We start from the raw sequence: 24,524 nt of genomic DNA on the forward strand, positions 1-24,524 counted from the left end.
CACGCGCAGAACTGAAGCACAAACGATGCCCTTGTTTACGAATGTCGATGAAATCAGACCGCTAAAGTGAAACACATATGCTTATGCATCGTAGCTTGAAGAGTTCGCAGTTCGATTTCTGCGGCGCAACTCCCAGGGAGAGAACGATGAAGAATTATGTAATTGCAGCTGTACTTGTTGGTGGCCTCGCAATGTCTGGTTCGGCTGCTTTTGCCGAAAATCCAATGGTCGGCGGTGCTGCAATGCCAGCCACAAAAAACATCGTCGAGAATGCGATGAACTCCAAGGATCACACCACGCTCGTTGCCGCCGTCAAGGCCGCAGGCTTAGCCGATACATTGCAGGGCAAAGGACCCTTCACGGTATTTGCGCCGACCAACGAAGCCTTTGCAAAACTACCAGCCGGAACTGTTGACACTCTGCTGAAGCCAGAGAACAAGGAAAAGCTTGCGACCATTCTGAAGTGTCATGTCGTTGCAGCAGACGCGATGTCGTCCGCCATCGGCAAGATGATCAAGGATGACAAGGGCGCGCATACCGTCAAGACACTTGGCGGCTGTATGCTGACGGCGAAGATGGACGGCGACAAGATTACGTTGACCGACGAGAAGGGTGACGTTGCAACCGTGACCATCGCTGACGTCAAGCAGTCGAACGGCGTCATCCACGTCATTAACACTGTGATGCTTCCGAAAGCGTAAGTATCGCTAAGCGATGGCCTGTCGGCCTTTTTCACCGACAGGCTATTCGCGGGAAATCGCCTAACGTTTTTTGCAGTGGTGTTGCCAAGTGGTGAGGCGCTTTGACTAAGCTATTCTTACCCTGAAGGTGTCGATGCTCACGCCACTGATGTTCTAGAAAGCGCACTGCCCCCAAAGCCGCAACACTAGAGACCCCGAATGACTACGGTCAGGAAAGCGTGAACCATAGAGAAAGCCCGGAAGTAATCCGGGCTTTCTTTCTCAATAGTAGCCGTATCCGCGATTATAGTAACGTGGGCCGCCACTATAGTACCCGCCACCGTAGGCATAGCGCGGCGGTCCATAGTAACGTGGGCCATATCCGTAGCCGTAGCCTGGACCGTAAGCGCCGTATGCTCCGGCAGCCAGGGCGCCTGCTGCGAGACCAAATCCGATACCGGCGCCCCCGAAGCCGCCACTGTGATGGTAGCCACGGCCGCCACGAGCTTCTGCGGGCGCGGTAAGTGCTGCTGTACCAATTGCGGCAACCGCCGCGATAATCAGTGCTGTTCGTTTCATATTATCTCCATTTCTATAACAATAAGCAGGTCATGCGTGATTGGTTGCTACTGGTCTCGAATCCTTTTCCACCCTTGCGTTACCGACGTGAGTAGCCACGCTTGCTACTGCACAGGTGGATAAAGAAAATGCCGTACGCACTTTTTGAAGACGATGCCAAACTTAGCCAAGAGTTTTCGACGGAACAGGGAGTGTGGCAGCACGCTGATGAAGCCGGGCTTGTTGATTTGGTGGATGGCAAAACGGTGCTCGAGGACGGATACGCCATCCAGCCTTGCAGTTCTGATGAAGCGACTGGAAAACCTATAGCCGTTCCGCCTGTGGTAAGCTGACCGGCAAGAAAGAGCCCGCACTAAGCGGGTGCTAGGGCGTCGTTCTGGTTTGGATGGCGAGGACGTATCTCTTTGCAACGCTGGACGACGCGCAGGCCCATTCCGTTCACGCACACCTTCTCCATCACATGGCAGAATCTGCACACAAAGACGCGGACTGTTTCACGCTCCTCCTCAGTGCGAGCTTCAAAACCTGCGAACATCCGAGTGCTACCGCAATCCGGACAAGTGATACCCTTCATGGTTTTCTCGTCCTCCCAATTGGACTCAAGGAAGGTCTCTCCTCTTAGTTCCGAAAGCGTTTGCTGAAGCCCGTCCGCCTTTAGGCGAACCTCCAGGGCTCCCGCGCGAATGGCCTTTGTGTCCCCTCAGCAGGGCCTTTTGCTTTTCTACGAGTCTCCGTATGGCCGTGGAGAGGCAAGAAAAAAGGCGCCCCCGGGGGGGCGCCTTCAACTTGGGGGTTGTTTTTGAGTTTCAGACCCGCGCGCCTCTAAGGGCGCTTCGGCAGACCGGAGGGCACCGGCTGGAACGGAAGTGATACGGACGGGCATGCCCGGCAGTGCATTTTGCTGCACTTTAGTGAACCGGAACGGACTCGCCTGTTTTTGGTTTTATCAGCGAATTCCGTAGGTTAGACCTTAAAGTCTATAGAGGATCTGATCGGTCTAGAACCGCTCGACTTTCAGGACTAGTTGTTAGTTCGCTTTGCGCCAGAAGCTGCCATCGCGCATTCTGGCATTTATATGCGTACCGCAAGAGAGCGATATCTAGGGGGTCACGTGTTGCGTGGGTTTGCCAAACCACCGCGCTACTATGAAGGCGGCCTCACCGAGATCGGCCGCCCTTCCGGTCGCCCAGGCGGTAACGCCATCGGGCCTGACGAGCACAACCTTTGCGCCGAGCGCGTCTGTCGCGTCTTTTGCGACATAGTGGATGCAACAGCGCCAGCGAGCCACGAGCGCCATCAGCGATACGTCGGACGTGCTATCAAGCGGAAGGCCACGTCCGTTCGCAGATGCCGTGACCCTATCGCCGTTGCCCAATTGGAAGTCCCGCACGCTGCGGCCGGCTGGCGAATGGTGCCCGCCCAGATCATAGCAAATCCCGACACCCACACCCGTCCGGCGAAATAGGTTGTGCCGTCGCGTGTATCCGTGAGGTCACGGATGATGGCTTCAATTGCGCGGGAGCTGGCGCTCGGCCGCATGACTGCGACTTGGGCTCGTGACCAATCGAGTATCTGCGCGCCGCGCCGGATGCCGGTCCTGCGCATAGCTGTCAAGCAAGCCTTCCGGAGCATCTCCTCTGATCGTTGCGGCGAGCTTCCAGCCGAAATTATCGCATCGCCAAGTCCGAGGTTCAGACCCTGGCCGCCTAGTGTCGAATGGATATGCGCAGCGTCCCCGGCCAGCGGCACACGCCCCTTGCGATATTCGGTTGCCTGAGAGGCGCGGTCGGTCCAGATGGAAGCGAGCAATAGCTTCGAGACGGTGACGTCAGCGCAAGGCCAGCACTGAGTGCAAAGGTCGGGCGGCAGTGGCATCGAACCATGTCTCCACCCGCAATCTCCCCAAAATGGTAATTTCTGAACTGCCGGCCGCAGACTTTCGGGAGTCTGGCGGAGCGCAGGGCAGATTACGCCAGCCAGAGACTTATCCGAATATACGGAAACCGGCCAAATACCGGCCTTTCTTGTCAGATCGGGCGATCCGGCTAAACGCCCGGACTGCCTGGCTGGGGCGGGAGTGCTGTTCGAAACTGTCTCCAGAGATTTCACTGCAAACAGGGAATTTTACAGGGAAAATGCGCTAAGCAGCAGAGGCCGCGCCCCTGTCGCCACCATTTTTGGCTTCCTCTAAGCGCCATTTTGAAAATTTCCCTGGAAACTGATCAGGGAATTTCCCTTATTATGCAGGGACGCATCAAAACGCGATCAGCGATTTTCGCCCCTCTCGAAGTGTTCGGTCGGAGCTAAGAATAGCTACTTCAGCGGCGCACATTCGGAAGTCACTTACGAACGGGTTCTCCCGACTGGCAGAGACGTGGAATCGGCAGCCGGCGCCATGGTCAGAATGTTTAAGCTCTTCAACTCGTCCTGTTTGAACACGAACAGTCGGTCTTTCGGCGTTTCCATTGCATGCACCCACACCTGGAGATTGATCCCCATATCGCCAAGGTAGCGTTGACAACGTGCCGAAATGCGCTGCGCATCGCTCATATCGTCGCGTGGAGCGATCGGATCCGGCTGGTTGGGAGAAAACACCTGATGCACGCCGATCGCCGCTTTGTCGCCGGCACGGCGCTCGACACCCCCGAAGAACATCAAGGGACAAGACGAAGCGCAAAGCTTGCCGGCATCGACCTCGGTGGCCAGCTTCCTTTCGCGGATCAGCCGGCCCATCGCTAAGGCATCGCCGACGGATCCGCCCGGCGAGTTGAGCACGACCGTCTTTACATAGTCGCCACGCTTGCCGATCTCGGCGGCAAACGCTTCCGAGACACCGGGTGTGATCATCCCCGTGGCCAATAGCCGTCCGCCGCCAACAAGTTCGAAGGTCATCGCCTTGGCAAGCGCCCCATCCGGTTGTGGCATCGGTACGCCGCGCCGATCGTTGCCCGGAAGTAACGGTGCCAATATCGCCGGCACGCTCAATCCAGGCGTTGCTTGTTTGGTATCTGCTGGCGACGATGCAGGGTCTGTCGGCTTCAACAAGTCATTCATGCCGGCGAGATCAAGCGCCAGTACCGCGATGGTGACGCCGACGACGCCGCGAAAAATTGTTCGCAGGATTGCGTCGTCGGGATAGTCCGCGAGCCACGCAGAGAACCGTTGCTGCAATGTGGTGCGTCCCATGACGCTCACTTGCCCTGACGTGCGGTGGACAGCGGGGTAACGTTCTCGTCGCTGGCGACTTCGGAGACGCGCGCAGGCTCATCCGGCGGCACCGGATCGGGGGTGCCCTCGCGCGCCGCCGCGACTTCCTTGGCCATCTGCAATGCCGCCATCATCTCGCCAACGGTCATCTCGCTCGCAGCAACGGTGGGAGCGCCTTCACGGCGGATGGCAGCATGCACCACGCAGAGGATCAGCACCAGCACCGCCGGCATCAGGTCGATAGAAATCGCGCCGGCCCAGCTCGGGATGAAGTCGCTGGCATAGCGTAGCACGGCTTCCGCCGGCGACATGGCCTGGAAGCGCACCGGCTCGATCTTTGGCAGCGCCAGGATCTTGTCCGCGGCGTCAGCCAGCGAGTTGGCCTGCGCCGCGATCGATCCTTCGACCTTGCTCACGACAGCAGTCTGTCGGTCCGCGAGATCACCGCGTCCGCCAGCAGCGGGCGCGATGAAGCCGGAGGTCAGTGAGGTCGCGGCGCGTTTCACTGCGGGCGCGACCGAGGTCTGCTGCAAATTGGCGATCACGCCCATCAGCGCCAGCGACTCGGTGGCAAATGCATCGCTGCGGCTTGCGATCGGGCCGCGATCGGAGATCAGTTCGCGCATCTTCGCGAGATGCTTGCCGCCTTGCTCGAACAGCGTGGAGACGCGCTTGCCGGAGTTTTGAACCTCCTGACCGAGCCCTTCGAGCTGGCCGGACATCTGGGTCAGGAGCTGCACAACGGTGCCGGAACCCGACGTGCCCGTCAGCGATCCGGTGCGCTCGGCATCTGCCAGTTTGGCGAACCGCGACGACGCAAGCTGGATATCCGGCAGCAGGCTCTGCGCGGCGATGGCGTTGCTGTTCGCCGTGTCGAGATCGCGGGTGTAATTCTGCACAGTAATGGCGAGATGCTGCTGAACCGCCGCCGCGCCGGCCAGTGCCGAGGCGTTGAGCCAGGACGACATGGCCACAATCATGAGCGAGCCGAGCGCCATGCAGCCAAACATCAGCGCGCGCCCCCGGCGGTCGACCACATGCGGCATGAAGTGCATCAGGAACACCCAGAAGGCATAGATGCCAACCGAGACGGCGACCGCATAGATGACGGCGGCGAAGAACACTGTCGTCGGGCTGCCGTTTAGAAGTTCGCGGACGCCGAGATACGTATAGACGCCGGCAGCGAGAGCGAGGATGGCAGTGGTCAACCGCAGGGTCACTTCGAGGCGGGCGACGCCCTTGGAGAGAATTGCGGATACCGAAGCGACAGGCGCGGTGACACGAGGCGCGGAAAGGGGCATGGGTCAGTCCCGTTTCAAAAGTCATGAAATGTGGTGGCCAGCGTGCGCCCCCGGATCCGGCTCTTAAAATTCGGACCCCGCTCGCTAAGTCACTCAGCTAACGAAGAAAATCGGCTAGATTGTGTTCGTCGCGCGAGGTTTGGACCGGACCGCAGCCTGCATTTGTGCGGCGCGCCCACTAAGCGGCGCGATCGTCGAGAAGACTTTTCTGCCGCTTTGCGTTCATGAGATTGAGAAGGCCGGCGGCCGCTCGTGCGTCGCTGAGCGCGCGGTGATGGCTTTCCAGATCGATGTCGAAAGCGCGACTGAGGTTGCCGAGGCCATAGGATTCAAGACCCGGATGTGTCTTCCGCATACCCGCGCACGTGCACACCTTCGGACATCTGAAGCGACGCTCCAGCCGCTCGAACTCGCTGGATATGAACCCGTAGTCGAAATTCACATTGTGCGCGACGAAGATGCCGTCTGCCATGAACTCCATGAAGCTATCTGCGACCGTTCCGAATACCGGGGCGTCGCGCACCATCGCGTTCGTGATTCCTGTCAGTTGCACGATGCGCGCAGGTATCGACCGTTGCGGATTGACCAAGGAATGCCACTCGCCAACGACTTGATGGTTTCGGATCTTGACGGCGCCAATCTCGGTGATGCGATCATACGACGCCATTCCACCCGTGGTCTCGACGTCCACGACAACATAGTCCTGATCGGGATCGAAGCTGTAGCCGACGCGGCCGATCTCGACGGCGATCTGCGCCTTGCCGAGCTGTCGAAGACGGGTCAGCTGGTTACGACGGATTACGTCCCCCTCGGCTTTTACCTCGCTAAAAGACACTTTGCCGTCTTTCGCAAGCATCAGGTCCGGGAAGCCGTCACGCATTGAGCGGAAATCTCGGCACATCGCTTCCATAATGCTCGCCAGTCCCGCGAGATCGACACCCGTCAAAAGCACTTGCAGGGCTTCGAGACTGACGTGATCCCAAACGAAGAGACCGTTCGGTCGTCCCCATCTCGCTGCAACGGACTTCAGAACGAAGCTCAAAGCCGAACCGGACCGAACAGCTTGCAGCTTGGCCTCGATTTGAGGCGCGAAGCGATGGGCAAAGCTGCCGTCTTTGAGACAGCGCGGCACCCAGTCAAAACCGCTGTTCAGCTGATCTGCTTCGAACAGTTCATCCCAGAACATGAGGCCGAACAACGAAAGCCAGAGGGTGTTTTCCGCGAAGAACACGCGGAACCCCTGTCGCCGCTTGTAAGCCGCAACGCCCGCTTCCGGATTGCCGCGATGGGCATCATCGATCAAAATTGTCGCCGCAGCTCGCAGCATTTCGGTGCATGCGCCTGTTCGGCGGCCACCAAATTTGCGCGCATGAAAATCCATGGCGAATGTAAACTCGTCGTCCGACACCGGATCGTCGATCATCTGCCGGATGAGCGCCTCTGCCTCGGTTTTCTCACCCGCGGCATAAATGATCCGCACCAACCGCTCGCGACAATCTGCGGAATCGCTGGCCTGATATAGCCTTCTTGCAAGATCAAGATCGCCGAACTTCTCGAAATATTGGCCAACACGACATGCAATACGGCCACGCAGCTCCGACGCATAGTCCGTCGGGCAAGACGGTCCGGTAAGGATTGCATCGGCTGCCTGCTGATAAACGTCGAGGCCTTTCTCCTCGATACGGTCCGCCAGCTGACTGTAGTAGAAGCAGGCCCTCGCTTCTTCAGCATCCTCGAAGCGCGCGCTGAAACCTGTCGCACCGTTGGTTCTGAGCAGCCCGAGATCACGGAGCGCGAAGTTCTTCAGATCGACCTCGGTTTTGCCGAAATAGAGATATAGCTGGAAATCGATCGGCGCGGTGTTGGCCAACACCACAAACCGCTCACCGTCGCAATATTCGATCGCAACGTCGAACGGGACACGTTCAACGAAAAACGCGATCAGCGTGGGTTTCGACCATGACGAGCGAGCATCCGAATAGCCGGCGCTCCTGGCTGAGCCCAGAAGCTGGGCCTTCGGAAGGCGCGACAACAAAGCCGCATAATCCTGCACAAGGAGAGAACGAGCATGCCCAATGGCCGTGAGTTCGTTCAATGCGGCCTGCGTATCTCCAATCTCAGCATATCTGAATTGATCGCGATTGAAGACCATGCCGCGTCGATTGATCATGCGCACAAGAAGACATTGCGCGTCGCGCGACATCCGACGAAAACATTGGGAGAAGCGATGATGCTCTTCGGTCAGTATCGACGCATAAGCCTTCGCGACGAAGCCGAGCATCTCCGTGAAATGGTCGAGATAATAATATGTCGGAAGTTTTGGTAAACTCATCGATTGCCGCTACAGCTCCAGCGTGGGGCTCAGGTCGCGTCTGGTGAATGACTTCTCTAAGCTCCATCGGACAAATGTTCACTTTTTGTTCAATCGCAGAGAGAATGTCAAGGAACACTTGCCGCGTCGGCGCGGCTCGTAGACGCGAGTGCCCATCGGCACTTCACTGTTCCGTCGTGGAACATAGGGGTTAGCGCAAACATTGAGCGTCTTCATGCCCTAACAGGTGCTCCATGATCGATGACCTTTGGTACAAAAACGCTGTCTTCTATTGCCTGTCAGTCGGCAGCTTCATGGATTCCGACGGCGATGGGATCGGTGACTTCCGGGGACTGACGCGACGCCTCGACTATCTGCACGGCCTCGGCATTACTGCTATATGGCTGATGCCTTTCCAGGCATCCCCGGGCAAAGATGATGGCTATGATATCTCCGATTACTACGGCGTCGATAAACGCTACGGCACGCTAGGCGACTTCGTTGAATTCACCCATGGCTGCCATCAGCGCGGCATCCGCGTGATCATCGACCTCGTCGTCAATCATACGTCTGATCAGCATCCATGGTTCAAGGCCGCGCGCAGCTCGAAAGACTCGCCCTATCACGACTGGTACGTCTGGTCAGACAAAAAACCGGCCAATGCGAACAAGGGCATGGTGTTTCCAGGGGTGCAGAAGACAACCTGGACTCACGATAAGACATCGAAATCGTGGTACTTCCACCGGTTCTACGACTTTCAGCCTGATCTCAATACGTCCAATCCACACGTCCAGGCCGAGATCCTCAAGATCATGGGCTTTTGGTTACAGCTTGGCGTATCCGGCTTTCGCATGGATGCGGTGCCCTTCATCATTGCCACCAAAGGACCCAAGGTAAACAAGCCGGTCGAGCAATACGATATGCTGCGCGTCTTCCGCGAGTTTCTGCAGTGGCGCAAGGGTGATGCGATCGTGCTGGCAGAGGCCAATGTGCTTCCGGAAACCGACATGGAATATTTCGGCGACGATGGTGACCGGATGCACATGATGTTCAACTTCCACGTCAATCAGCATCTCTTCTACGCGCTGGCTGCGGGCGATGCCCGTCCGCTGGCGGCAGCCATGAAAGTCACAAAACCCCGGCCGGCTACCGCACAATGGGGACTATTTCTGCGCAACCACGACGAACTCGACCTTGGTCGCCTCTCCGAAAAACAGCGGAAGATCGTTTTTGAGGCGTTCGGTCCAGACAAGTCGATGCAACTATACGACCGGGGCATCCGTCGCCGTCTCGCTCCGATGCTGGGCGGTGACCGCAGACGTCTCGAGCTCGCCTACAGCCTGATGTACACACTGCCGGGTACCCCTGTTCTGCGTTACGGCGACGAAATCGCGATGGGCGACGATCTCACCCTCCCCGAACGCAATTGCGCACGCACGCCCATGCAGTGGTCAACCGAGCCTCACGCCGGCTTTACAAAAAGCGAGCGCTCGAAAAACCCGGTCATCGACAAAGGGCCTTACGGCTACGATCATGTCAACGTCGCCATGCAGCGGCGCGATCCGGATTCACTGCTGAACTGGACAGAGCGCATGATCCGAATGCGCAAGGAAGTGCCTGAAATCGGCTGGGGCGATTTTGCGATTGTTGCAACGCGCGATCCGTCCGTGTTGGCAATCCGCTACGACTGGCGCAACAATTCGGTTTTATTCGTCCACAACTTCAACGAGGAGCCGCGCGAGGTCACTCTTGCCATCGGACTGGACGACGAGCGGGATCTGCATCTCATCAACTTGCTGTCCGAAAGCCACAGCCACGCTGACGATCACGGCAAGCATCACCTCATGCTGGAGGGCTACGGCTATCGCTGGTTCAGAACTGGCGGGCTAGATTATCTGCTGAGACGTAGCGACATTGACATCCCTCAATCGAGGTGATGTCTGGGTGACGCTTTCGCCATCCTAGGGAGGTGACACGTTCTTCTCTGCTGATCCGCGCTAAAGAACGGCGCGGACCAAGCCGAGCTTTTGCGCTTCCTGAGCTTCAAGGTACCAGTTGCTGGGCGCTTTCAACAGAAGATCGTCCATCGCGATCTGCGACCCACGAATGAGATTTTCAAAACCTTCATTCTGGATGGCAATCGAGCATTTGATCTCGTTCAAGGTCGCTTCAACAGACGCCAGACACATGGTCAATGGCCCATCAATGGTCAGGGTCTTGCTCAGCTTGCGCTCGTGGATCATCAACCGGCTGCCGCGGGTGACGTAGCGGTTCTCCCGTGCAAAGAAGCTCATGAAGGTCACGCCCGCCGAATAGATGACTGCTTTGCCTAGAAAGACAATGTGCCGATCGGGAAAGATCTCGCTGTGAAAGCGTATATCTTCGCCCATCATGCGGGCAACTTCCGGATCTCCCCCTAAGGTGGAAATTTCGACAACGACCAGCGGTCTATCGAGCGCTGCATCAAGCTGCGCCCGGAAGTTTTTGTACATGTCGTAGTCAACATTGCCCGACAGCAGTATCGCGGGGGTCTGGAAATCCTGCGTCTGCAATGGCAAATCGTGTGCTGTCACGCCGACAGGTGACGTTTGGCTCATTTCGGTTGAACCGGCGCTTTGCCGAGGTCTTTCTCATGCATCGGCGTCTCGCTCGGCTTCACCTGCCCGCTCTGCTGAGCTTTTGAATCCTGAGCGTGCTGTGCGTTCATGCCTATGAACGCGACGATGACAACCAGTCCGACGACAACGCCGGCCAGGAGAAAAAACTTGCTCGTACCCTTTGGGGGCGGGGTTGGATGCGGATTGGGCATAATATCTCTCAGTTGGCCTGCGCTATTACCTCGAACACGGCAGAGACAGCCAAAGTTCCACTCACATCACGCCGTTGAACGAGGTCTTTGCTCGCACTTAACCACACATATTGCTTACGCGGCGGCGTCAGGCTGCTCTCCTTCCCCGCGAGTTGTCCGTGGAAGAGCTGCAGCCGTCTTGCCTCGCCTTCGGCTCCAGCGAACGTTGCGAAATTCGCTGGCAGCAGTCGCGATAGCCGCAGTGGCTGCACCGTCGGCGGCGGTATCGAGCGCGCCTGGATGGGCAAATGAGCTGGTAAGCTATCGAACGTATGGAAAGAAAGCCCGGGCGTAAGACTCGGCTTTTTACTCTGAGCGAACTGAGCAGGACACACGCGCCCTGACCTCGCCCGAATCGAAGCGGCGGCGCTACTCGTCGATGTCCTGACGCCGGTTCAGCGATCGCTCTCGCAACCATCGAATGAAACTTTCGGAGGCCAGGCAGTCTTGGGCGGCTTGCTCTGTGCTGAATAGCCCGGCATCTGTTCAATGGTGCTATCCGGCCATCGCACTTCGATGATGTAGCCCTCACCGCGGGGCGCGATATCGAACTCTGGATGAGGCATTTGCGCCATCCTTCCAACCAACGACCGAGATGCCTCTCACCTGTTCAGGTGAAGCTCTGTCGATACAGTACGGAATTTAACACGACATCACGCGGCGCTATGTCCGGTAGCGGACAGACACCTCAAGTTGCCCGCCGTAGACGAAAGTATAGATTCGATATAACAATTATAGAGTGAAACGTGTCATCCACGAGCCTAGTTCCATGCCTAGCTTGCAGCCAGAGGCGTGATCTTATTGCAATTAAACAAGATGCCGAGGGTAAAGGTGAGATCCGGTCGTTTCGCTGCCGAGCATGCGAAGAGACGGTGCGCTATCTTCTCCGCGGTCGGGGTCAGCCGATTGTTCTCGACCGTTAAGCCGTGACTGCCAACAGTCAGCCAACGTAGGCCGCCCCGTAATTCGTATGACCGCCAAGCCCGTGCTCGCCCAACTCGTGATGAACCGCTCAACGTCTCGCATGAAGTGATGCGCCGCCGTCTCCGTCTAGTCAGGAGACAAAGTAGGTCCCGACGTCACGCAGATGTCGCCGAGATTGTCTTGGAACGTTGACGTCCCAGCGCGCTTTACTGTGTGGCGGTGGATCTGGAAACAGCAGTCGTCAAAGAGGCCGCCCGACATAAATCCCGGGCGGCCTCTTCCATGAAAGGACCGGCGATGGCTGAGCAAGACACAATTCCAGTGAAGTCAGCAACGAAAGCACGGGGCGCTGAGCGCGGACCGACGGTTAGAAACGTGCTGGTGGCAAGCCTGGGATTGGCGATCGTGGCATTCGCGATCATTTTCCTAACCTTCTTCCACACGTGATGCCGCATAAACCGAAAACCAAGGCAGCAAAAGGCGCCGTTGTCGCCGTCCCAATGGCAAATGAGCCGTTGGCGCAGGTCGATTCATGGATCGCGAGCCAGGAAGAACGAGGCTTGTCTCGTCCAGAGGCAATACGACGACTCGTTGCAATTGCTCTTGCTGGCGTAGATCCGGCGCGTGCGAAGAGATCTGCGACTTCTTCAAAATCGGCGCAGCTCGCGGGAGATCAACTTGATCGGATGTCGGACAGATCCGCCACTGTGGCGGAACAAGAGACGCGTAAGCACCGCCTACTGAAAGGGCCGTCAGAGTTTCGCGAAGTGCGGAAAGATCGGAACAAGCGATGAATGGAATATCAAGCAACATGTTGGCTAATGCAGCGAAAGCCGAAGCCGCCTTTAAGCCTGCTATCCCAAAGACAGCGGCGCTAAGTGAGCAAGCGTTGGAAAAACAAGCATTCGACAAGAACCGCGAGCGGCTGAAGAGCGAGCGCCTGAATAGAGAAGCGGCATCAAGACAGAAATAACGTTTCTTGCAGCTCAGTGTGAGCCAACAATAGAAGGGCCACCTTTGTGATGGCCCTGCGGCATGAGAGAGCTTTGGTCGGCTTCCCTTCGGCCACCAAATCCAGCGAAGGCACCAGCCTGGGCGATCAGAACTGTCTTCCTACAGCTGTTGCCGATTACTTTTCGCCGCCTCCGGCCGAGCTGGCCGAGCCCTTGGCATTGCTCGCAGGGCTATTCTTGCCACCCATCGAATTAGCGCTATTCGTGCCGCCGGCCTTGCTGCTCATCATCTTCGATGACGATTTGCGCGGCTTAGCGTCCGCGACGCTCACGGTCAAACCCGCAGCGATCGTGGCGACGGCAAGGACGGAGAGAAACTTCTTCATTTTAGGCCTCCCTGGGTTTTGTCGCTGATGAACCTACCGGTTCTCGCTTAGTTCCCGTGCCTCCCAATGGATCAAATCACAAAAGACGACGTTGCACGTCCCCACATGGAAAAACCGGAGGTCACTATGAGCGTCGAAGGAAAAGTCAAAGAAGGTGCCGGCTTTGTGAAGGAAGAGCTCTACGAGCACGGCAAGGACCCCGAGAGCAAGAAGAAGGCCCAGGAAGGCCGTGATCTTCGTAACGAGGGAAGGATCGAAGATGGCAAGGCCCCGAAAACCACCCCACCCGGCTCGGGTCATTCAGAAAAGTAGATTGGACCAGACGCTCGCCACACAGGCGAGCGTCTTTTTTCGCTTTAGCGGCGCATAGACTCAGCAATGCGCCCGCTTTCGCGATCTGTCGTACCCAATCGTCGCCGGCGATCAATTAAGCCCATGGCAGGAGTCACCGTGACTCCGTGAAGCACGATTGAAAAGAGAATGATGAGAGCAGTTGTACTCAGCAAGATTTCGGCTCCGTCGAAACCTGGTTTCTGTAGCGCAAACGCAAGATAATAGACCGAACCTATGCCGCGGATGCCAAAGAAGCTGATTGCGGCTCTTTCGATCGGTGGGCACAACGTGCCGGCAAGCGATAACCATGCAGAAACGGGACGCACGACCACGATCGCAACGAGTGCGTAGGCGATCGAACTCCAGGTCAATTTGTGCAGCAAATCGCTCGAGATAATAGCGGCTCCGAACAGGACCAGAAGAACCATCATCAGCAACCGCTCTAATTGCTCGGAAAAGTCGTGCAATGTTTGGTGATATTGATTGTTGCGCTCCGCCGCTCGCAGCGCCAATCCGGCAACGAACACTGATACGAAGCCATAACCATGGATCGCCTCCGAAATACCGAAAACGATGATGGTTATACCAATTGCTACAAAGCCATCGCCGGTACGCGACAGTTTCGCGCGGTTTGGTATGCGAAAGACTAGCCATCCCAAACCGTAGCCAAGCGCTGCCCCGATGGCGACGCCCACACCAAGGCGCCACAGAACGTCGATTGCAAACCAACGCATTGCCCAATCCATCGTGGCTTGGTGAGTCTGCGTCATAGCGATCGCCAACATGACGAATGGAAATGCCAGTCCATCATTCAGACCCGCCTCAGATGTCAAAGCGAAACGCGTGTCGTCCTCTTCGCCTGATTTGGGCGGGCCCACCTGAACATCGCTGGCAAGGACCGGATCGGTCGGTGCCAGCGCGGCTGCGAGCAGAAGCGACGATGCCCCGGACAGACCGAGAAACACGTAGCCCATTCCCCACAACCCTGCGATCGTCAGCGGCATCGCGACCAGCAGCAATCGCCAAGTGATCATCCAAGTGCGCCATCCGACCTTACGATCGATCTTGAGGGCAGCGCCCATGAGCGAGATGATGACGACGAGTTCGGTGACCTTCTCTATCACCGATAGGCGGGTCACGGGATTTGGTATTTTGAGCTCGGGTGCCCACCAAAACGCGATCGATCCGATCATTACACAAACGATCGGGAGCGAAAGCGGCGCCTCCTTCAAGACCATCGGAAGCCATGCCGTTAGAAGGATCAGCGCGCCAAAGGCGACCAAAAGTATCATCGATCCGCCCGCCTGATCGGGTTCATCATATCCTTCTGTACGCGCGAGAACGCTCGACATAATCGAAAACCGCACATCGTGGTGCGACAGGGCCACCTCATCTGGTTAAGAGCTCACGGATCCTTGCAGCCAGCACATCTACCGCGAAAGGCTTGGTCAACACTACCATCCCGGGTGCGAGGTGGCCGTTTCCAATTGCGGAATTTTCTGCGTACCCGGTTATGAAAAGGACCTTGAGATCGCGGCGGCGCTCGCGTCCGGCATCGGCCATCTGCCGGCCATTCATGCCACCGGGAAGACCGACGTCGGAGATCAGCAGGTCGATCCGCACACCAGACTGCAAAACCTTGAGCCCTGAGGCGCTGTCAGCCGCTTCAATGGCCGCGTATCCAAGATCTTTCAAAACGTCAGTGATCAGCATACGCACCGTGGGTTCATCATCGACCACGAGGACTGTTTCACCTTCACGCGCAAACTCGATCGGGATCTTAGGCATGTCGCCGGCGGTTTCCGCATCGCCATAGTGACGCGGCAAATAGATGCAAATCGTGGAGCCGTGCCCAAGCTCTGAATAGATGCGCACCTGACCGCCGGACTGCTTGGCAAAACCGTAGATCATCGACAATCCAAGGCCGGTGCCCTGCCCGATCGGCTTAGTTGTGAAGAATGGATCAAATACCTTCGCCACGATGTCGGGTGACATGCCCGTTCCCGTATCGGTGACACACAAGGAAAGATACTGCCCGGACGGTACGTCATGGGCTCGGGCGGCTTCGAGATCGAGCCATTTATTGGCGGTTTCGATCGTGATCCTCCCGCCATCCGGCATCGCATCACGCGCGTTGATGCACAGATTCAAAAGAGAATTTTCAAGTTGGCTGGCATCAACCAGCGCTGGCCAAAGACCCGAAGCGCCGACGGTCTCGACTTGGATGGCCGGACCCACTGTACGCTGAATAAGGTCAGTCATGCCGCCAATCAGCGAATTGACGTTCGTCGGTTTGGGGTCAAGAGTTTGACGCCTGGAAAAAGCGAGCAATCTGTGCGTCAAAGCTGCTGCCCGTTTTGACGCCCCCTGCGCGGCAAAAACGTATTTTTCGACGTCGTTTAACCGCCCCTGCGCCAAGCGGGTCTGGATCAGTTCGAGCGCTCCGGATATGCCAGCCAGCAGATTGTTAAAGTCGTGCGCGAGGCCCCCAGTCAGTTGCCCCACCGCCTCCATTTTCTGTGACTGGCGAAGTGCTTCTTCCGCTCTCAAAAGCTCAGTTGAACGCTCTGTGACGCGCTGCTCGAGGGTTTCGTTCAACTCACGCAGTTCGTGCAGAGCCCGATCACGCTCCTCAAGCAAGGCGCGTCGCTCCGCGACATCGATTACCACCCCGGGAAAGCTCGTCGGCTTACCATCAGAAGAATGGTCCACCCGACCGTTCGCCTCGATCCAGTGATACTCGCCATCCGTCCGTAGGACTCGATATTGATGGGCATAAGCTCCGCCGCGCGCGATTGCTTCTCCGATTGCTGCCGCTAAATCTTTCTGATCATCTGGATGAACAGTTGCGACCACCTGTTCAAGGCTTAAACCTTTGCGGCTCAGCGAAGGATCAAGACCAAAGGCTCGGGCAAAGCCCTCGTCAACCGTAAATCGATCACTGGGTATGTCCCAATGCCAAGTCCCGATAATCGCGCCTGCGGCCAAGGCCAACTGAACCCGCTCAACATTCTCCCGCGCTAATGCTTCACTGAAACGCAGTCGCTCCTCAGCAGACCGCCGCTCGGTCGTATCGTTGAACAAGATTGCAATTTGCCGTTCATGCGGCTCACCGACACGAATCGCACGCACATCAAACCAGCGTTCAAAATTCTTTGCATAGTTTTCGAACGTAGCCGGTTCACCGGTTTTGGCCACGTGGCCATATGTTTCAAACCAGAAACGCTCCAAGTCCGGTGCAAATTCGGTCACCCATTTCCCACGGAGATTGACACCGGCTTGCTTTTCGAAAGCTGGGTTAGCCTCGACAAATCGATAATTTACCGGCCGATCATCAGCGTCGAACTTGACCTGAACAATTGCGAAAGCGACATCGATTGTTTCTAGCACAGTACGAAACCGCGCTTCACTCCGGCTGAGCGCTGCCTCAGCGCTTCGCATTTTAGTAAGATCCAGCATCGCGCCGATCATTCGAACAGCTCGGCCATCGGCGTCGCGGATAACATGTCCCCGATCAAGAACCTCCGCGTACGAGCCGTCCGATCGTCGGAAACGGTATCCGTCCGTCCAAGCGTCATCGCTGCCATCGATGACGGCATGAATAGAGCTATCAATGCGAGCTTGGTCATCAGGGTGGATCTGAGAAATCCACCATTCACCGGTCATCTCGGCGCGAGTAAGAACGTGCCCGTAGGTTCGTTCGAGAGCTTCGTTCCAGTGGACGCGATTATTTGTCAGATCCCAGTCCCAGACTGCATCGTTGGTGGCTTTGCCAGCAAGGCGATAACGCTCCTGCGTTTCGGCCAGAATGATGCCTGACAAATGCTCGCTCGTGCGATCCCGCAGGATCTTAACAAAACCGAGATGGGTGCCCCCGTCAAAAAGCGGCATCATCTCGCCGGAAGCCCAAAAGCGCTGGCCATCCTTCCGCATATGCCAACGTTCATCCGACGCTCGCCCCTCGGCGAGCGCTTGACGCATCTCGTACGACACACGGTCGTCGTCTTGATCTTCCGGTGTGAAGACGCGCGAGGCATCCCTCCCGCGCATCTCTGCAGCGGTCCACCCCATCGCGCGCTCGGCACCTGGATTCCAGTCGGTGATGATACCGGCGGGATCTGTGATGATCATTGCGAAATCTGCAGCGCTTTCGAAAATTGCGCGCTGTCGGGCTTCACTACTTGCAAGAGCTTTACGACTGGCATTCAGCGCGTCAATTAGGCTTTGCGAAGCAAAGTCGCTCCGTTGCAACCGCTGTGCTGCCTCTCGCTGGTCGCATGTTGTGGGTTGGTCGTCAGAATACTGTGCTGTTGCTTGCGCCGCCGCCCTTGCTTTCTCCGCGATATCGCCATCATGCGGGGCATCTGATCGCGGCGACCGGTGTTCCAAATAAAGCGGATCAACTCCTGCCTCAACCAGCGCAGCGCGCAACAGAAGAACTTCAGCTTCCAGATCTTCACGGCTCCGAGAATGCAATTCGGCAGTGCTCACGTGTGATAATACCCTTCAAAATAGCTATATCAAACAAACCGTTTCTCTAACTCACATTCTGCGCGAGCGTTTCAGCATAACGTGGCGAGCGCCCCGTATGTCGGCTCGCCGCACGCGCGCTCGACCGGGTTGAGTTCCCTCAGAAGGTGCACCGCGAGAAACACACTCGACGCTGGAACGATACCCAAAATGAGCAGTTCGAATGGCGGGCTGGAAGGGGAATGCATGAAGATCTTGGTTGTTGAGGATTATTTCCTCATCATGATGTGGGTTGAAGATGCATTGCGTGACGCGGGCCACTCCGTGCTAACAGCTGCATCGGCGGACGAAGCGATTAACGCTCTTGAGCTTTGTGAAGATGTAGATTTGCTCTTCACCGACATTGATATGCCGGGTTCCATGGATGGTCTGCGTTTGGCCGCTGTTGTCAGAACTCGATGGCCGCCGCTTAACATTGTAGTTGCAAGTGGCAAGCATCGGCCTGTCGCTGGTGAGATGCCATCAGATTCTGTATTTCTGCCAAAACCCTATCTTTCGACAGACATGCTTACCGCTCTGGACGTGGCTAGTAGACACTAGCGTGGCAATGAAGATAGCTTCCATTCTGAGCGGGTCATGCATTTCCCCCGGGCGCCGCATTCAAACCGCGCCGGTCAGAAATTGAACGCCGAAGAACCCGCGACAAAACTTCCACCGAGTATGGTTTTTGGATAAGCTCGAAGCCCTGATGCGCGTTCTCTGCTAGAACGCTGCTGTACCCCGACGTTAAAACGACGGGCAGTCCTGGATATTCGTCCCGGATTTTGGTCGCCAGCTCGACCCCGTTGATTCCCGGCATAATGACATCGGAAAATACGAGATCGAACGCAAACTCGCCTTTGGCAAGAAGATCGAGAGCATCATTGGCAGACCTTGCCCATTCCGTCACGTAACCCAGATCCTCGAGTAGCTCGGTCGAAAAAGTGCCCACATCCGTATTGTCTTCGACCACAAGAATACGGTGGCCGACACCACTCGATGGATCGGCTCGCTGAGCGGCCGCGGGAGGTGCCAGAGAGAGAGCTTCGGAGCGAGGGAGATACAGTGTAAAGACGGTCCCCTTCCCTAATTTGCTGCTGACCAAGATGTCACCGCCGGACTGCTTGGCGAACCCAAAGACCTGACTGAGTCCCAGCCCCGTTCCACGACCGACTTCCTTTGTCGTGAAAAAGGGCTCGAAGATTGTCTGCAGCAGCTCTGGCGCAATTCCGGTTCCAGAGTCCTCAATCGACACGGCAACAAAGTCGCCCGGCTTGGCCCCATGCGATCTGACAGCCGGAATTTCGTTTGCAGGATGTGCCGATACGACAAGCCGCCCTTCGCCGTTCATGGCATCCCGAGCATTGACGGCAAGGTTGACCAGCGTCGTTTCAAATTGACCGACGTCCGCATTCGCAAACAGCTTCTCAGACGAAGCATTCACTTCGATCCTAATGCGACTGCCGACAAGCGGTCGGATCAGATTGGCGATGCTCGCCACTTGGGCAGCTACGTCAAACGTCACTGGCGCCAATGGCTGTCGTCGCGCAAACGCCAAAAGCTGCCCCGTCAGGCGCGACGCGCGATCGGTCGTGTCGGAAATGGCATCGACGTAACGTCGCCTCCGTTCCTCCGGGAGATCACGGCGACGAAGGAAGTCAGTGGCTGACCTAATGATAGTGAGCAAATTGTTGAAGTCGTGGGCAACGCCGCCCGTCAGTTGCCCCACCGCCTCCATTTTCTGCGCCTGTCGCAGTGCTTCCTCGTTCAAACGGCGATCCGTCGTATCGACCGCTTCGGCAAGAACCGCTGTTACCTGGCCGGTCTCATCGCTCACAGGCCGCAGTGCAAGGTCAAAGCTTCGGCTCCCGACCGGCAGTTGGAGTTCAATCTCGGTCCGCGCAGTCAACCCAAGAACAGCTTCATTAAACGCACGTTCGACGACTTCAGCGGCCCCCGGCGTTGTTGTGAACCATGGGCCATCCCAAAATGCTCTGCCAACAACCCCTTCAAGGGTAACATTGGCAGCGGTCAGCGCAGTTGCGTTGGCATACAGCAGCCGTCCGGCTAGATCGAGCAAGCCGTGATGTTGATTCGTTGTTTCAAGAATTGCGCGGAGCTGAGATTCACGAGCGCGAAGTTGGCTTGTACGGTCGGCAACCAGCGTTTCGAGACGATCATTGATACTGCGCAGGTCGATCTCAGCTTGCTTCGCAGCTGTAATGTCGTGTGCCACTCCTATGAACCCGATGTGCCTCCCAGCCGGATCCCAACGGGGTTGCGATTCCGAGCGAATCCATCGGAGCTCGCCATCGGAACGCCGATAACGCGCCTCCAAAACGAACGGCTTTAAGGAAGCCTCGCCCGCAATGCTTTCATTCAGGACGCGTTGAATGTCATCTGAATGCAAGATCGAGCGCCAATCGAAGGCAAGCGCCTGTTCGTAGGGAACGCCGACAAACTCAATGTATGCGCGGTTAGCGAAACTTCTTGTTCGATCCATCTGGGTAACCCAGATGGGCACGGGCGCACTGTCGGCGATGAGCCGGAAGCGCTCCTCGCTTTCCCTCAACATTTCCCGTGAGAGCGCGCGTTCCGTAATATCAATATGCGCGCCAATCATACGAATTGCGCGCCCTTCCGCATCCCTCTCAATCCGGCCTTCCGCGGCGATCCAGCGAACCTCGCCATCGCTAGGACGAATGATGCGATACTCAGATGAATAACGTTCAGCCTCGCCGCGCAGTACGTCGAGAAACTGGATCTCAGCACGCTCGCGATCTTCCGGATGCAAGCGCCTCACCCAGTCTTCGTGGCTCTCGTTGACAGCATCCACCGGCAGCCCGTGGATCGCCAAATATTCGGGCGAGCGCCGATTCTTGAAACCGTCTCTCAAATCGACGAGAACCCCGCCGACCTTCGCTATCCGCTGAACTTCGGCAAGTTCGCTCTCGCGGTCGCGCAGTGTGCGTTCTTCCGATTGGTCGATCACTTCTCGCGCCTCAAATTCAGGAAGATCCAAGCTATCGCAGGCCATCATTGAAATCACCGCATGCCTGATAGCACATGACAATCGGCGTCTTGTCTCTGCCTTAGACCTATCCAGGCGACACACTATTTCTGTCTAGTGTCGATAACTCCACTGGCGCGTAGGCCTGCTTTGATCTTTCGGACGCCAGCGAGTGGCCTGCCGATTTCTCGCGCCTTCTTTTGCACCGCGGATGTCTTCCTGCCCAACGCCGCGCTGGCTCGCATCAAGCTGGCGCCCGTCTCAGCCAAGGCAATGAGTTTAGCGACATCATCTGGGGTCCAGGGCTTTGTGATCGGCATCGTATCTCCCGCTCAAATCTCGAAACTAACAACGGCCAACGAGTGCCGAAGTCGCCCACCCGACATTGCGAGGTGAAAAATTACCTTCCTTGCCTGCCTCGCATGTGGTCGAATGTCGCACCCTAGAAGAGGACACAGTTATGCCCGACGGCGCAAGAGATCAACATGTGCAGGGTTTTGCGCGGTTCTTTGGAGATCTCGCCAATAAAACATCGCTCCTCGCTGGGCGGGCATCGACCTTCGTGATCGCATTGACCGTTGTGGTGGTCTGGGCCGTGTCAGGTCCATTTTTCGGGTATTCCGACACCTGGCAACTCGTCATCAATACCGGAACGACGATCGTCACCTTCTTGATGGTGTTTCTGATCCAGAACTCTCAAAACCGCGACAGCGCCGCCATCCAAGTCAAGCTCGACGAACTGATCCGGACAAGCGCTGCCCACAACTCCTTCGTAGGCATCGAGCATCTTACCGATGAGGAGCTCGAAGACATCCGCACCAAATGCGAGGCACGGGCGGCCGCTGAAAAGGTCGGAGAAAAGACCGTCAAAAAAACCGGCCAGAAAGCCCGTGAAGCCGCAGATCAAGCGGTGGGATCCTGATTTCGATCGCCACATCGCCACGCCGGGAGTAGCGCGGCTCAAACCTATTCCGCGCTTCTATGATTGTTCGTCGTCTCCTTGGCCACCACCGGCTGATCAGCACTTCTGATGCCTCCGGGCTGTGGCGCTGCGGTCATCATTCGGGCATGTCCATGCTCTCTGCGTTGAGCAACTCGACTGCAAACCCAACATCCCGTGAATCGACCTGATCACGAAATTCAATTTCCAAATGTGGCAGTGAAACGGAACGACGCTTCTGGCAGCGACTTGAAACTGCGGCATCTCGCCCGGAGGAACAACGATATGAAGACATTCATTACCGCAGTCGCAATTCTTGGTCTCACAGCATCTGCTTCGTTCGCCCAGTCGGGCGCAAATCCGAGCGCTCCACAGCCCAGCTCGACCGGCGCCGGCGTCAATCAACCAGGAACGACCAGCACCGGCACAGCTGTTGATCGCCAGGACTCGATGAAGAAAGATGGGATGTCGGGAACCACCGGTATGAAGAAAGACGGCATGGCGAAGGACGGAATGTCCAAAGACGGAATGAAGAAGTAATCACCGAAGCCGCGCCCAAAGCGCGGCTTCGTTCTTCTTGCTGGTGAAGTTAGAGCACCCCCGACACGTTGACCATCGTGAGATCTGCATGACTGATACTGCTCTCACCGCATTGGCCTTCAACTGCACGCTGAAAAGCGGTAACGCCCCTTCCTCGACCGAGAAGCTTATCGGCGAGTTGCTCGAGGCATTGAAGGCTCAGGGCGTGACCGGCACATCGATTCGCGCGGCAAACTACAATATTCTGCCAGGCGTAGGATCAGACGAAGGCAAAAGTGACGACTGGCCAGCGCTGCGTGCACAAGTTCTTGCGGCAGACATTCTCATCATCGGTACCCCAATCTGGCTTGGCCAGCCATCAAGCGTAGCTAAGCGCGTCCTCGAACGCATGGACGCTTTCCTGGAAGAGACGGACGACAACGGCCGCATGCCTTCCTTTGGCAAAATCGCCATCGCCGCCGTGGTTGGCAATGAAGACGGTGCCCATCATTCGCATGCGGAGATCTTTCAAGCGCTCAACGATGTCGGCTTTACGATTCCGGCGGGCGGCGGGACGTATTGGGTCGGTGAAGCGATGGCATCGGTCGATTACAACGACCTTCAAAAGCCCTTTGAAAAGACAGTCCAGACCACCTCGATGCTCGCTTCGAATGCCGCGCATCTCGCTCGCCTTCTCAAATCAGCTCGATATCCGGGTGTGTCATAGGGTACTCCGCACCTCGGTAGTGCAACAATCGCTGCCGCTGACATCGCTACTCATGGAAAGTTCGCGTCTGTCACGCAATCTAGAAACCTTCTTAAGTTTCCGGCGTTTGCTCCACATAAAGTGAGCCCATCGGCTCGCCTAATGGAGTGTTCGATGACCCTGGGCCCGCCGCTGCGCTTCACCGCTAATGTTGAAACCATCCAGCCGGACGAGCAGGAAACAGTTCAGGGATTGATCGAGACCTTCGATGTGATCCTTGACCGAACATCGAAAGACTACGGGCACGCTGTCAGATCCGTCCACGCGAAGTCGCACGGTATTCTCATCGGCGAAATGGTCGTAGACAATGGGCTCGCGCCGGAACTTGCCCAAGGTCTGTTTGCTACCACGGGCAAGCACCAAGTCTATTTGCGGCTATCCACAAACGCCGGCGATATCCTTCCCGACGACATTAGCCTGCCTCGCGGACTTGCGATGAAGGTGCTCGATGTCGGCGGTGAACGCCTTCCCGGCGCCGAAGGCGAAAACCAGGACTTCGTCATGGTCAATGGGCCGATCTTCCAGGCCCCGACGGCTGACAAATTCCTTGGCAACCTGAAACTTCTGGCTAAAACGACCGACCGCCTCGAAGGGACCAAACAGACGCTCTCCGCGGTCCTGCGCGGCGTCAATGCAGCATTGGGTGCTGTCGGCATCGAAAGTCCCGCAGTCAACTCCCTCGGTGGTGCCCCGAATGTGGACCCACTGGGTGAGATCTATTACAGCACCACGCCATTCCGCTATGGCGACTACATCGCCAAGTTTTCGATTGCTCCCATATCGCCATCGCTGACCGAACGTACCGGCAAGATTATCGACGCATCGGATCGCCCAAATGCGATCCGCGAAACCGTGCAGCAGGAAATGCATGCGATCGACGGTATTTGGGAGTTTCGCGTGCAGCTCTGCCGCGATTTAGAAAAGCAGCCCGTCGAAGATCCGACGGTGAAATGGGACGAGCAGGACGCTCCGTTTCAGCGTGTGGCAACAATCCACGTGCGCCCGCAGGATAGCTGGAGCCCCGAACTCGTTCAGGCGGTGGATGAAAAAATGCGTTTCAGCGTCTGGACCGGCATCACCGCACATCAGCCGCTTGGCAATATCAATCGCGCCCGCCGCGCACCCTACCGCCATTCCTCGGAATTTCGCGCGCGCTTCAATGGTTGTCCTTTCCATGAACCATCCGCCTCACCTTCGGAGGCTGAAAGCGCCTCGCGGCCGGACCAGCCGGCACCCAGCCTGGGTCACCGGCATTGAC

Annotated in this window: 20 protein-coding genes and 1 pseudogene; 10 read left to right on the plus strand and 11 right to left on the minus strand. The window is 57.0% G+C overall.

The annotated features are described in order from the left end of the window. Positions 1–146: 146 nt before the first annotated feature. Positions 147–701 (plus strand): fasciclin domain-containing protein, encoded by a 555-nt coding sequence (locus AC1RQ5_RS24425; protein ID WP_493202423.1) that lies wholly within the window; start codon positions 147–149, stop codon positions 699–701. 261 nt (positions 702–962) lie between these two features. On the opposite strand, the gene AC1RQ5_RS24430 is transcribed toward AC1RQ5_RS24425, so the two are convergent. Beyond that, on the minus strand, positions 963–1,259 hold the full coding sequence (locus AC1RQ5_RS24430; protein WP_493202425.1) for a hypothetical protein: 297 nt from the start codon (positions 1,257–1,259) through the stop codon (positions 963–965). A 128-nt stretch (positions 1,260–1,387) separates the two neighbouring features. Here AC1RQ5_RS24430 and AC1RQ5_RS24435 point away from each other — a divergent pair, with 128 nt between their 5' ends. Then, on the plus strand, positions 1,388–1,591 hold the full coding sequence (locus tag AC1RQ5_RS24435; RefSeq protein WP_493202427.1) for a hypothetical protein: 204 nt from the start codon (positions 1,388–1,390) through the stop codon (positions 1,589–1,591). A 767-nt stretch (positions 1,592–2,358) separates the two neighbouring features. On the opposite strand, the pseudogene AC1RQ5_RS24440 reads toward AC1RQ5_RS24435, so the two are convergent. The 4 genes and pseudogenes from AC1RQ5_RS24440 to AC1RQ5_RS24455 all read right to left on the minus strand — a co-directional run. After that, positions 2,359–3,158, minus strand: a pseudogene (locus AC1RQ5_RS24440) (FAD-dependent monooxygenase); the annotation flags it as partial. Between the two features lie 444 nt (positions 3,159–3,602). Next, positions 3,603–4,445: a COG3904 family protein gene (locus tag AC1RQ5_RS24445; protein WP_398478023.1), complete on the minus strand. Its 843-nt coding sequence runs from the start codon at positions 4,443–4,445 to the stop codon at positions 3,603–3,605. A 5-nt stretch (positions 4,446–4,450) separates the two neighbouring features. Beyond that, positions 4,451–5,767, minus strand: a complete 1,317-nt coding sequence (locus AC1RQ5_RS24450) for a hypothetical protein (protein ID WP_493202429.1) — start codon at positions 5,765–5,767, stop codon at positions 4,451–4,453. 178 nt (positions 5,768–5,945) lie between these two features. Next, the gene (locus AC1RQ5_RS24455) at positions 5,946–8,099 is read right to left on the minus strand and encodes an exonuclease domain-containing protein (protein ID WP_493202431.1); all 2,154 of its coding nucleotides are present in this window, start codon (positions 8,097–8,099) and stop codon (positions 5,946–5,948) included. Between the two features lie 233 nt (positions 8,100–8,332). On the opposite strand from AC1RQ5_RS24455, the gene AC1RQ5_RS24460 reads away from it, so the two are divergent. Beyond that, a complete protein-coding gene (locus AC1RQ5_RS24460; RefSeq protein ID WP_493202433.1) occupies positions 8,333–10,015 on the plus strand; it encodes an alpha-amylase family protein in 1,683 nt (560 codons plus the stop codon). A 60-nt stretch (positions 10,016–10,075) separates the two neighbouring features. On the opposite strand, the gene AC1RQ5_RS24465 is transcribed toward AC1RQ5_RS24460, so the two are convergent. Both AC1RQ5_RS24465 and AC1RQ5_RS24470 read right to left on the minus strand, forming a co-directional pair. Beyond that, entirely contained in the window at positions 10,076–10,675 is a 600-nt protein-coding gene (locus AC1RQ5_RS24465) for a peptidase S14 (protein WP_398478015.1), read from the minus strand. Continuing rightward, positions 10,672–10,887, minus strand: coding sequence for a hypothetical protein (locus AC1RQ5_RS24470; RefSeq protein WP_398478013.1), 216 nt, complete (start codon positions 10,885–10,887; stop codon positions 10,672–10,674). Before AC1RQ5_RS24470 ends, AC1RQ5_RS24465 begins: the two co-directional genes overlap by 4 nt. 1,774 nt (positions 10,888–12,661) lie before the next feature. Between AC1RQ5_RS24470 and AC1RQ5_RS24475 the strand changes: the two genes are divergently transcribed. After that, positions 12,662–12,823, plus strand: a complete 162-nt coding sequence (locus AC1RQ5_RS24475; protein WP_493202435.1) for a hypothetical protein — start codon at positions 12,662–12,664, stop codon at positions 12,821–12,823. Between the two features lie 156 nt (positions 12,824–12,979). Here the strand turns inward: AC1RQ5_RS24475 and AC1RQ5_RS24480 are convergent, their stop codons facing one another. Next, positions 12,980–13,189, minus strand: a complete 210-nt coding sequence (locus AC1RQ5_RS24480; RefSeq protein ID WP_493202436.1) for a hypothetical protein — start codon at positions 13,187–13,189, stop codon at positions 12,980–12,982. 126 nt (positions 13,190–13,315) lie between these two features. On the opposite strand from AC1RQ5_RS24480, the gene AC1RQ5_RS24485 reads away from it, so the two are divergent. After that, positions 13,316–13,501 carry a hypothetical protein gene (locus tag AC1RQ5_RS24485; protein WP_493202437.1) on the plus strand — a complete coding sequence of 62 codons (186 nt, stop codon included), beginning with the start codon at positions 13,316–13,318 and terminating at the stop codon, positions 13,499–13,501. A gap of 44 nt (positions 13,502–13,545) precedes the next feature. Here AC1RQ5_RS24485 and AC1RQ5_RS24490 read toward each other — a convergent pair whose 3' ends face one another. After that, on the minus strand, positions 13,546–14,874 hold the full coding sequence (locus AC1RQ5_RS24490; protein ID WP_493202439.1) for a cation:proton antiporter: 1,329 nt from the start codon (positions 14,872–14,874) through the stop codon (positions 13,546–13,548). Between the two features lie 37 nt (positions 14,875–14,911). After that, complete coding sequence (locus AC1RQ5_RS24495) at positions 14,912–18,013, minus strand: PAS domain-containing hybrid sensor histidine kinase/response regulator (RefSeq protein ID WP_493202441.1); 3,102 nt, start codon at positions 18,011–18,013, stop codon at positions 14,912–14,914. Positions 18,014–18,202: 189 nt separating this feature from the next. On the opposite strand from AC1RQ5_RS24495, the gene AC1RQ5_RS24500 reads away from it, so the two are divergent. Further along, positions 18,203–18,592 carry a response regulator gene (locus AC1RQ5_RS24500; RefSeq protein WP_493202442.1) on the plus strand — a complete coding sequence of 130 codons (390 nt, stop codon included), beginning with the start codon at positions 18,203–18,205 and terminating at the stop codon, positions 18,590–18,592. Positions 18,593–18,626: 34 nt separating this feature from the next. Here AC1RQ5_RS24500 and AC1RQ5_RS24505 read toward each other — a convergent pair whose 3' ends face one another. After that, positions 18,627–21,071 (minus strand): PAS domain-containing hybrid sensor histidine kinase/response regulator, encoded by a 2,445-nt coding sequence (locus tag AC1RQ5_RS24505; protein ID WP_493202444.1) that lies wholly within the window; start codon positions 21,069–21,071, stop codon positions 18,627–18,629. A 430-nt stretch (positions 21,072–21,501) separates the two neighbouring features. On the opposite strand from AC1RQ5_RS24505, the gene AC1RQ5_RS24510 reads away from it, so the two are divergent. The 4 genes from AC1RQ5_RS24510 (at position 21,502) to AC1RQ5_RS24525 (ending at position 24,523) form a co-directional block, all read left to right on the plus strand. Further along, a complete protein-coding gene (locus AC1RQ5_RS24510; RefSeq protein ID WP_398478001.1) occupies positions 21,502–21,963 on the plus strand; it encodes a low affinity iron permease family protein in 462 nt (153 codons plus the stop codon). 303 nt (positions 21,964–22,266) lie between these two features. After that, a complete protein-coding gene (locus AC1RQ5_RS24515) occupies positions 22,267–22,521 on the plus strand; it encodes a hypothetical protein (protein WP_398477999.1) in 255 nt (84 codons plus the stop codon). A gap of 88 nt (positions 22,522–22,609) precedes the next feature. Next, positions 22,610–23,227 (plus strand): flavodoxin family protein, encoded by a 618-nt coding sequence (locus AC1RQ5_RS24520; protein ID WP_493202446.1) that lies wholly within the window; start codon positions 22,610–22,612, stop codon positions 23,225–23,227. Positions 23,228–23,380: 153 nt separating this feature from the next. Continuing rightward, entirely contained in the window at positions 23,381–24,523 is a 1,143-nt protein-coding gene (locus AC1RQ5_RS24525; RefSeq protein WP_493202448.1) for a catalase family protein, read from the plus strand. Position 24,524 lies beyond the last annotated feature (1 nt).

The organism is Tardiphaga sp. GW821-FHT12E02 (assembly GCF_058807155.1).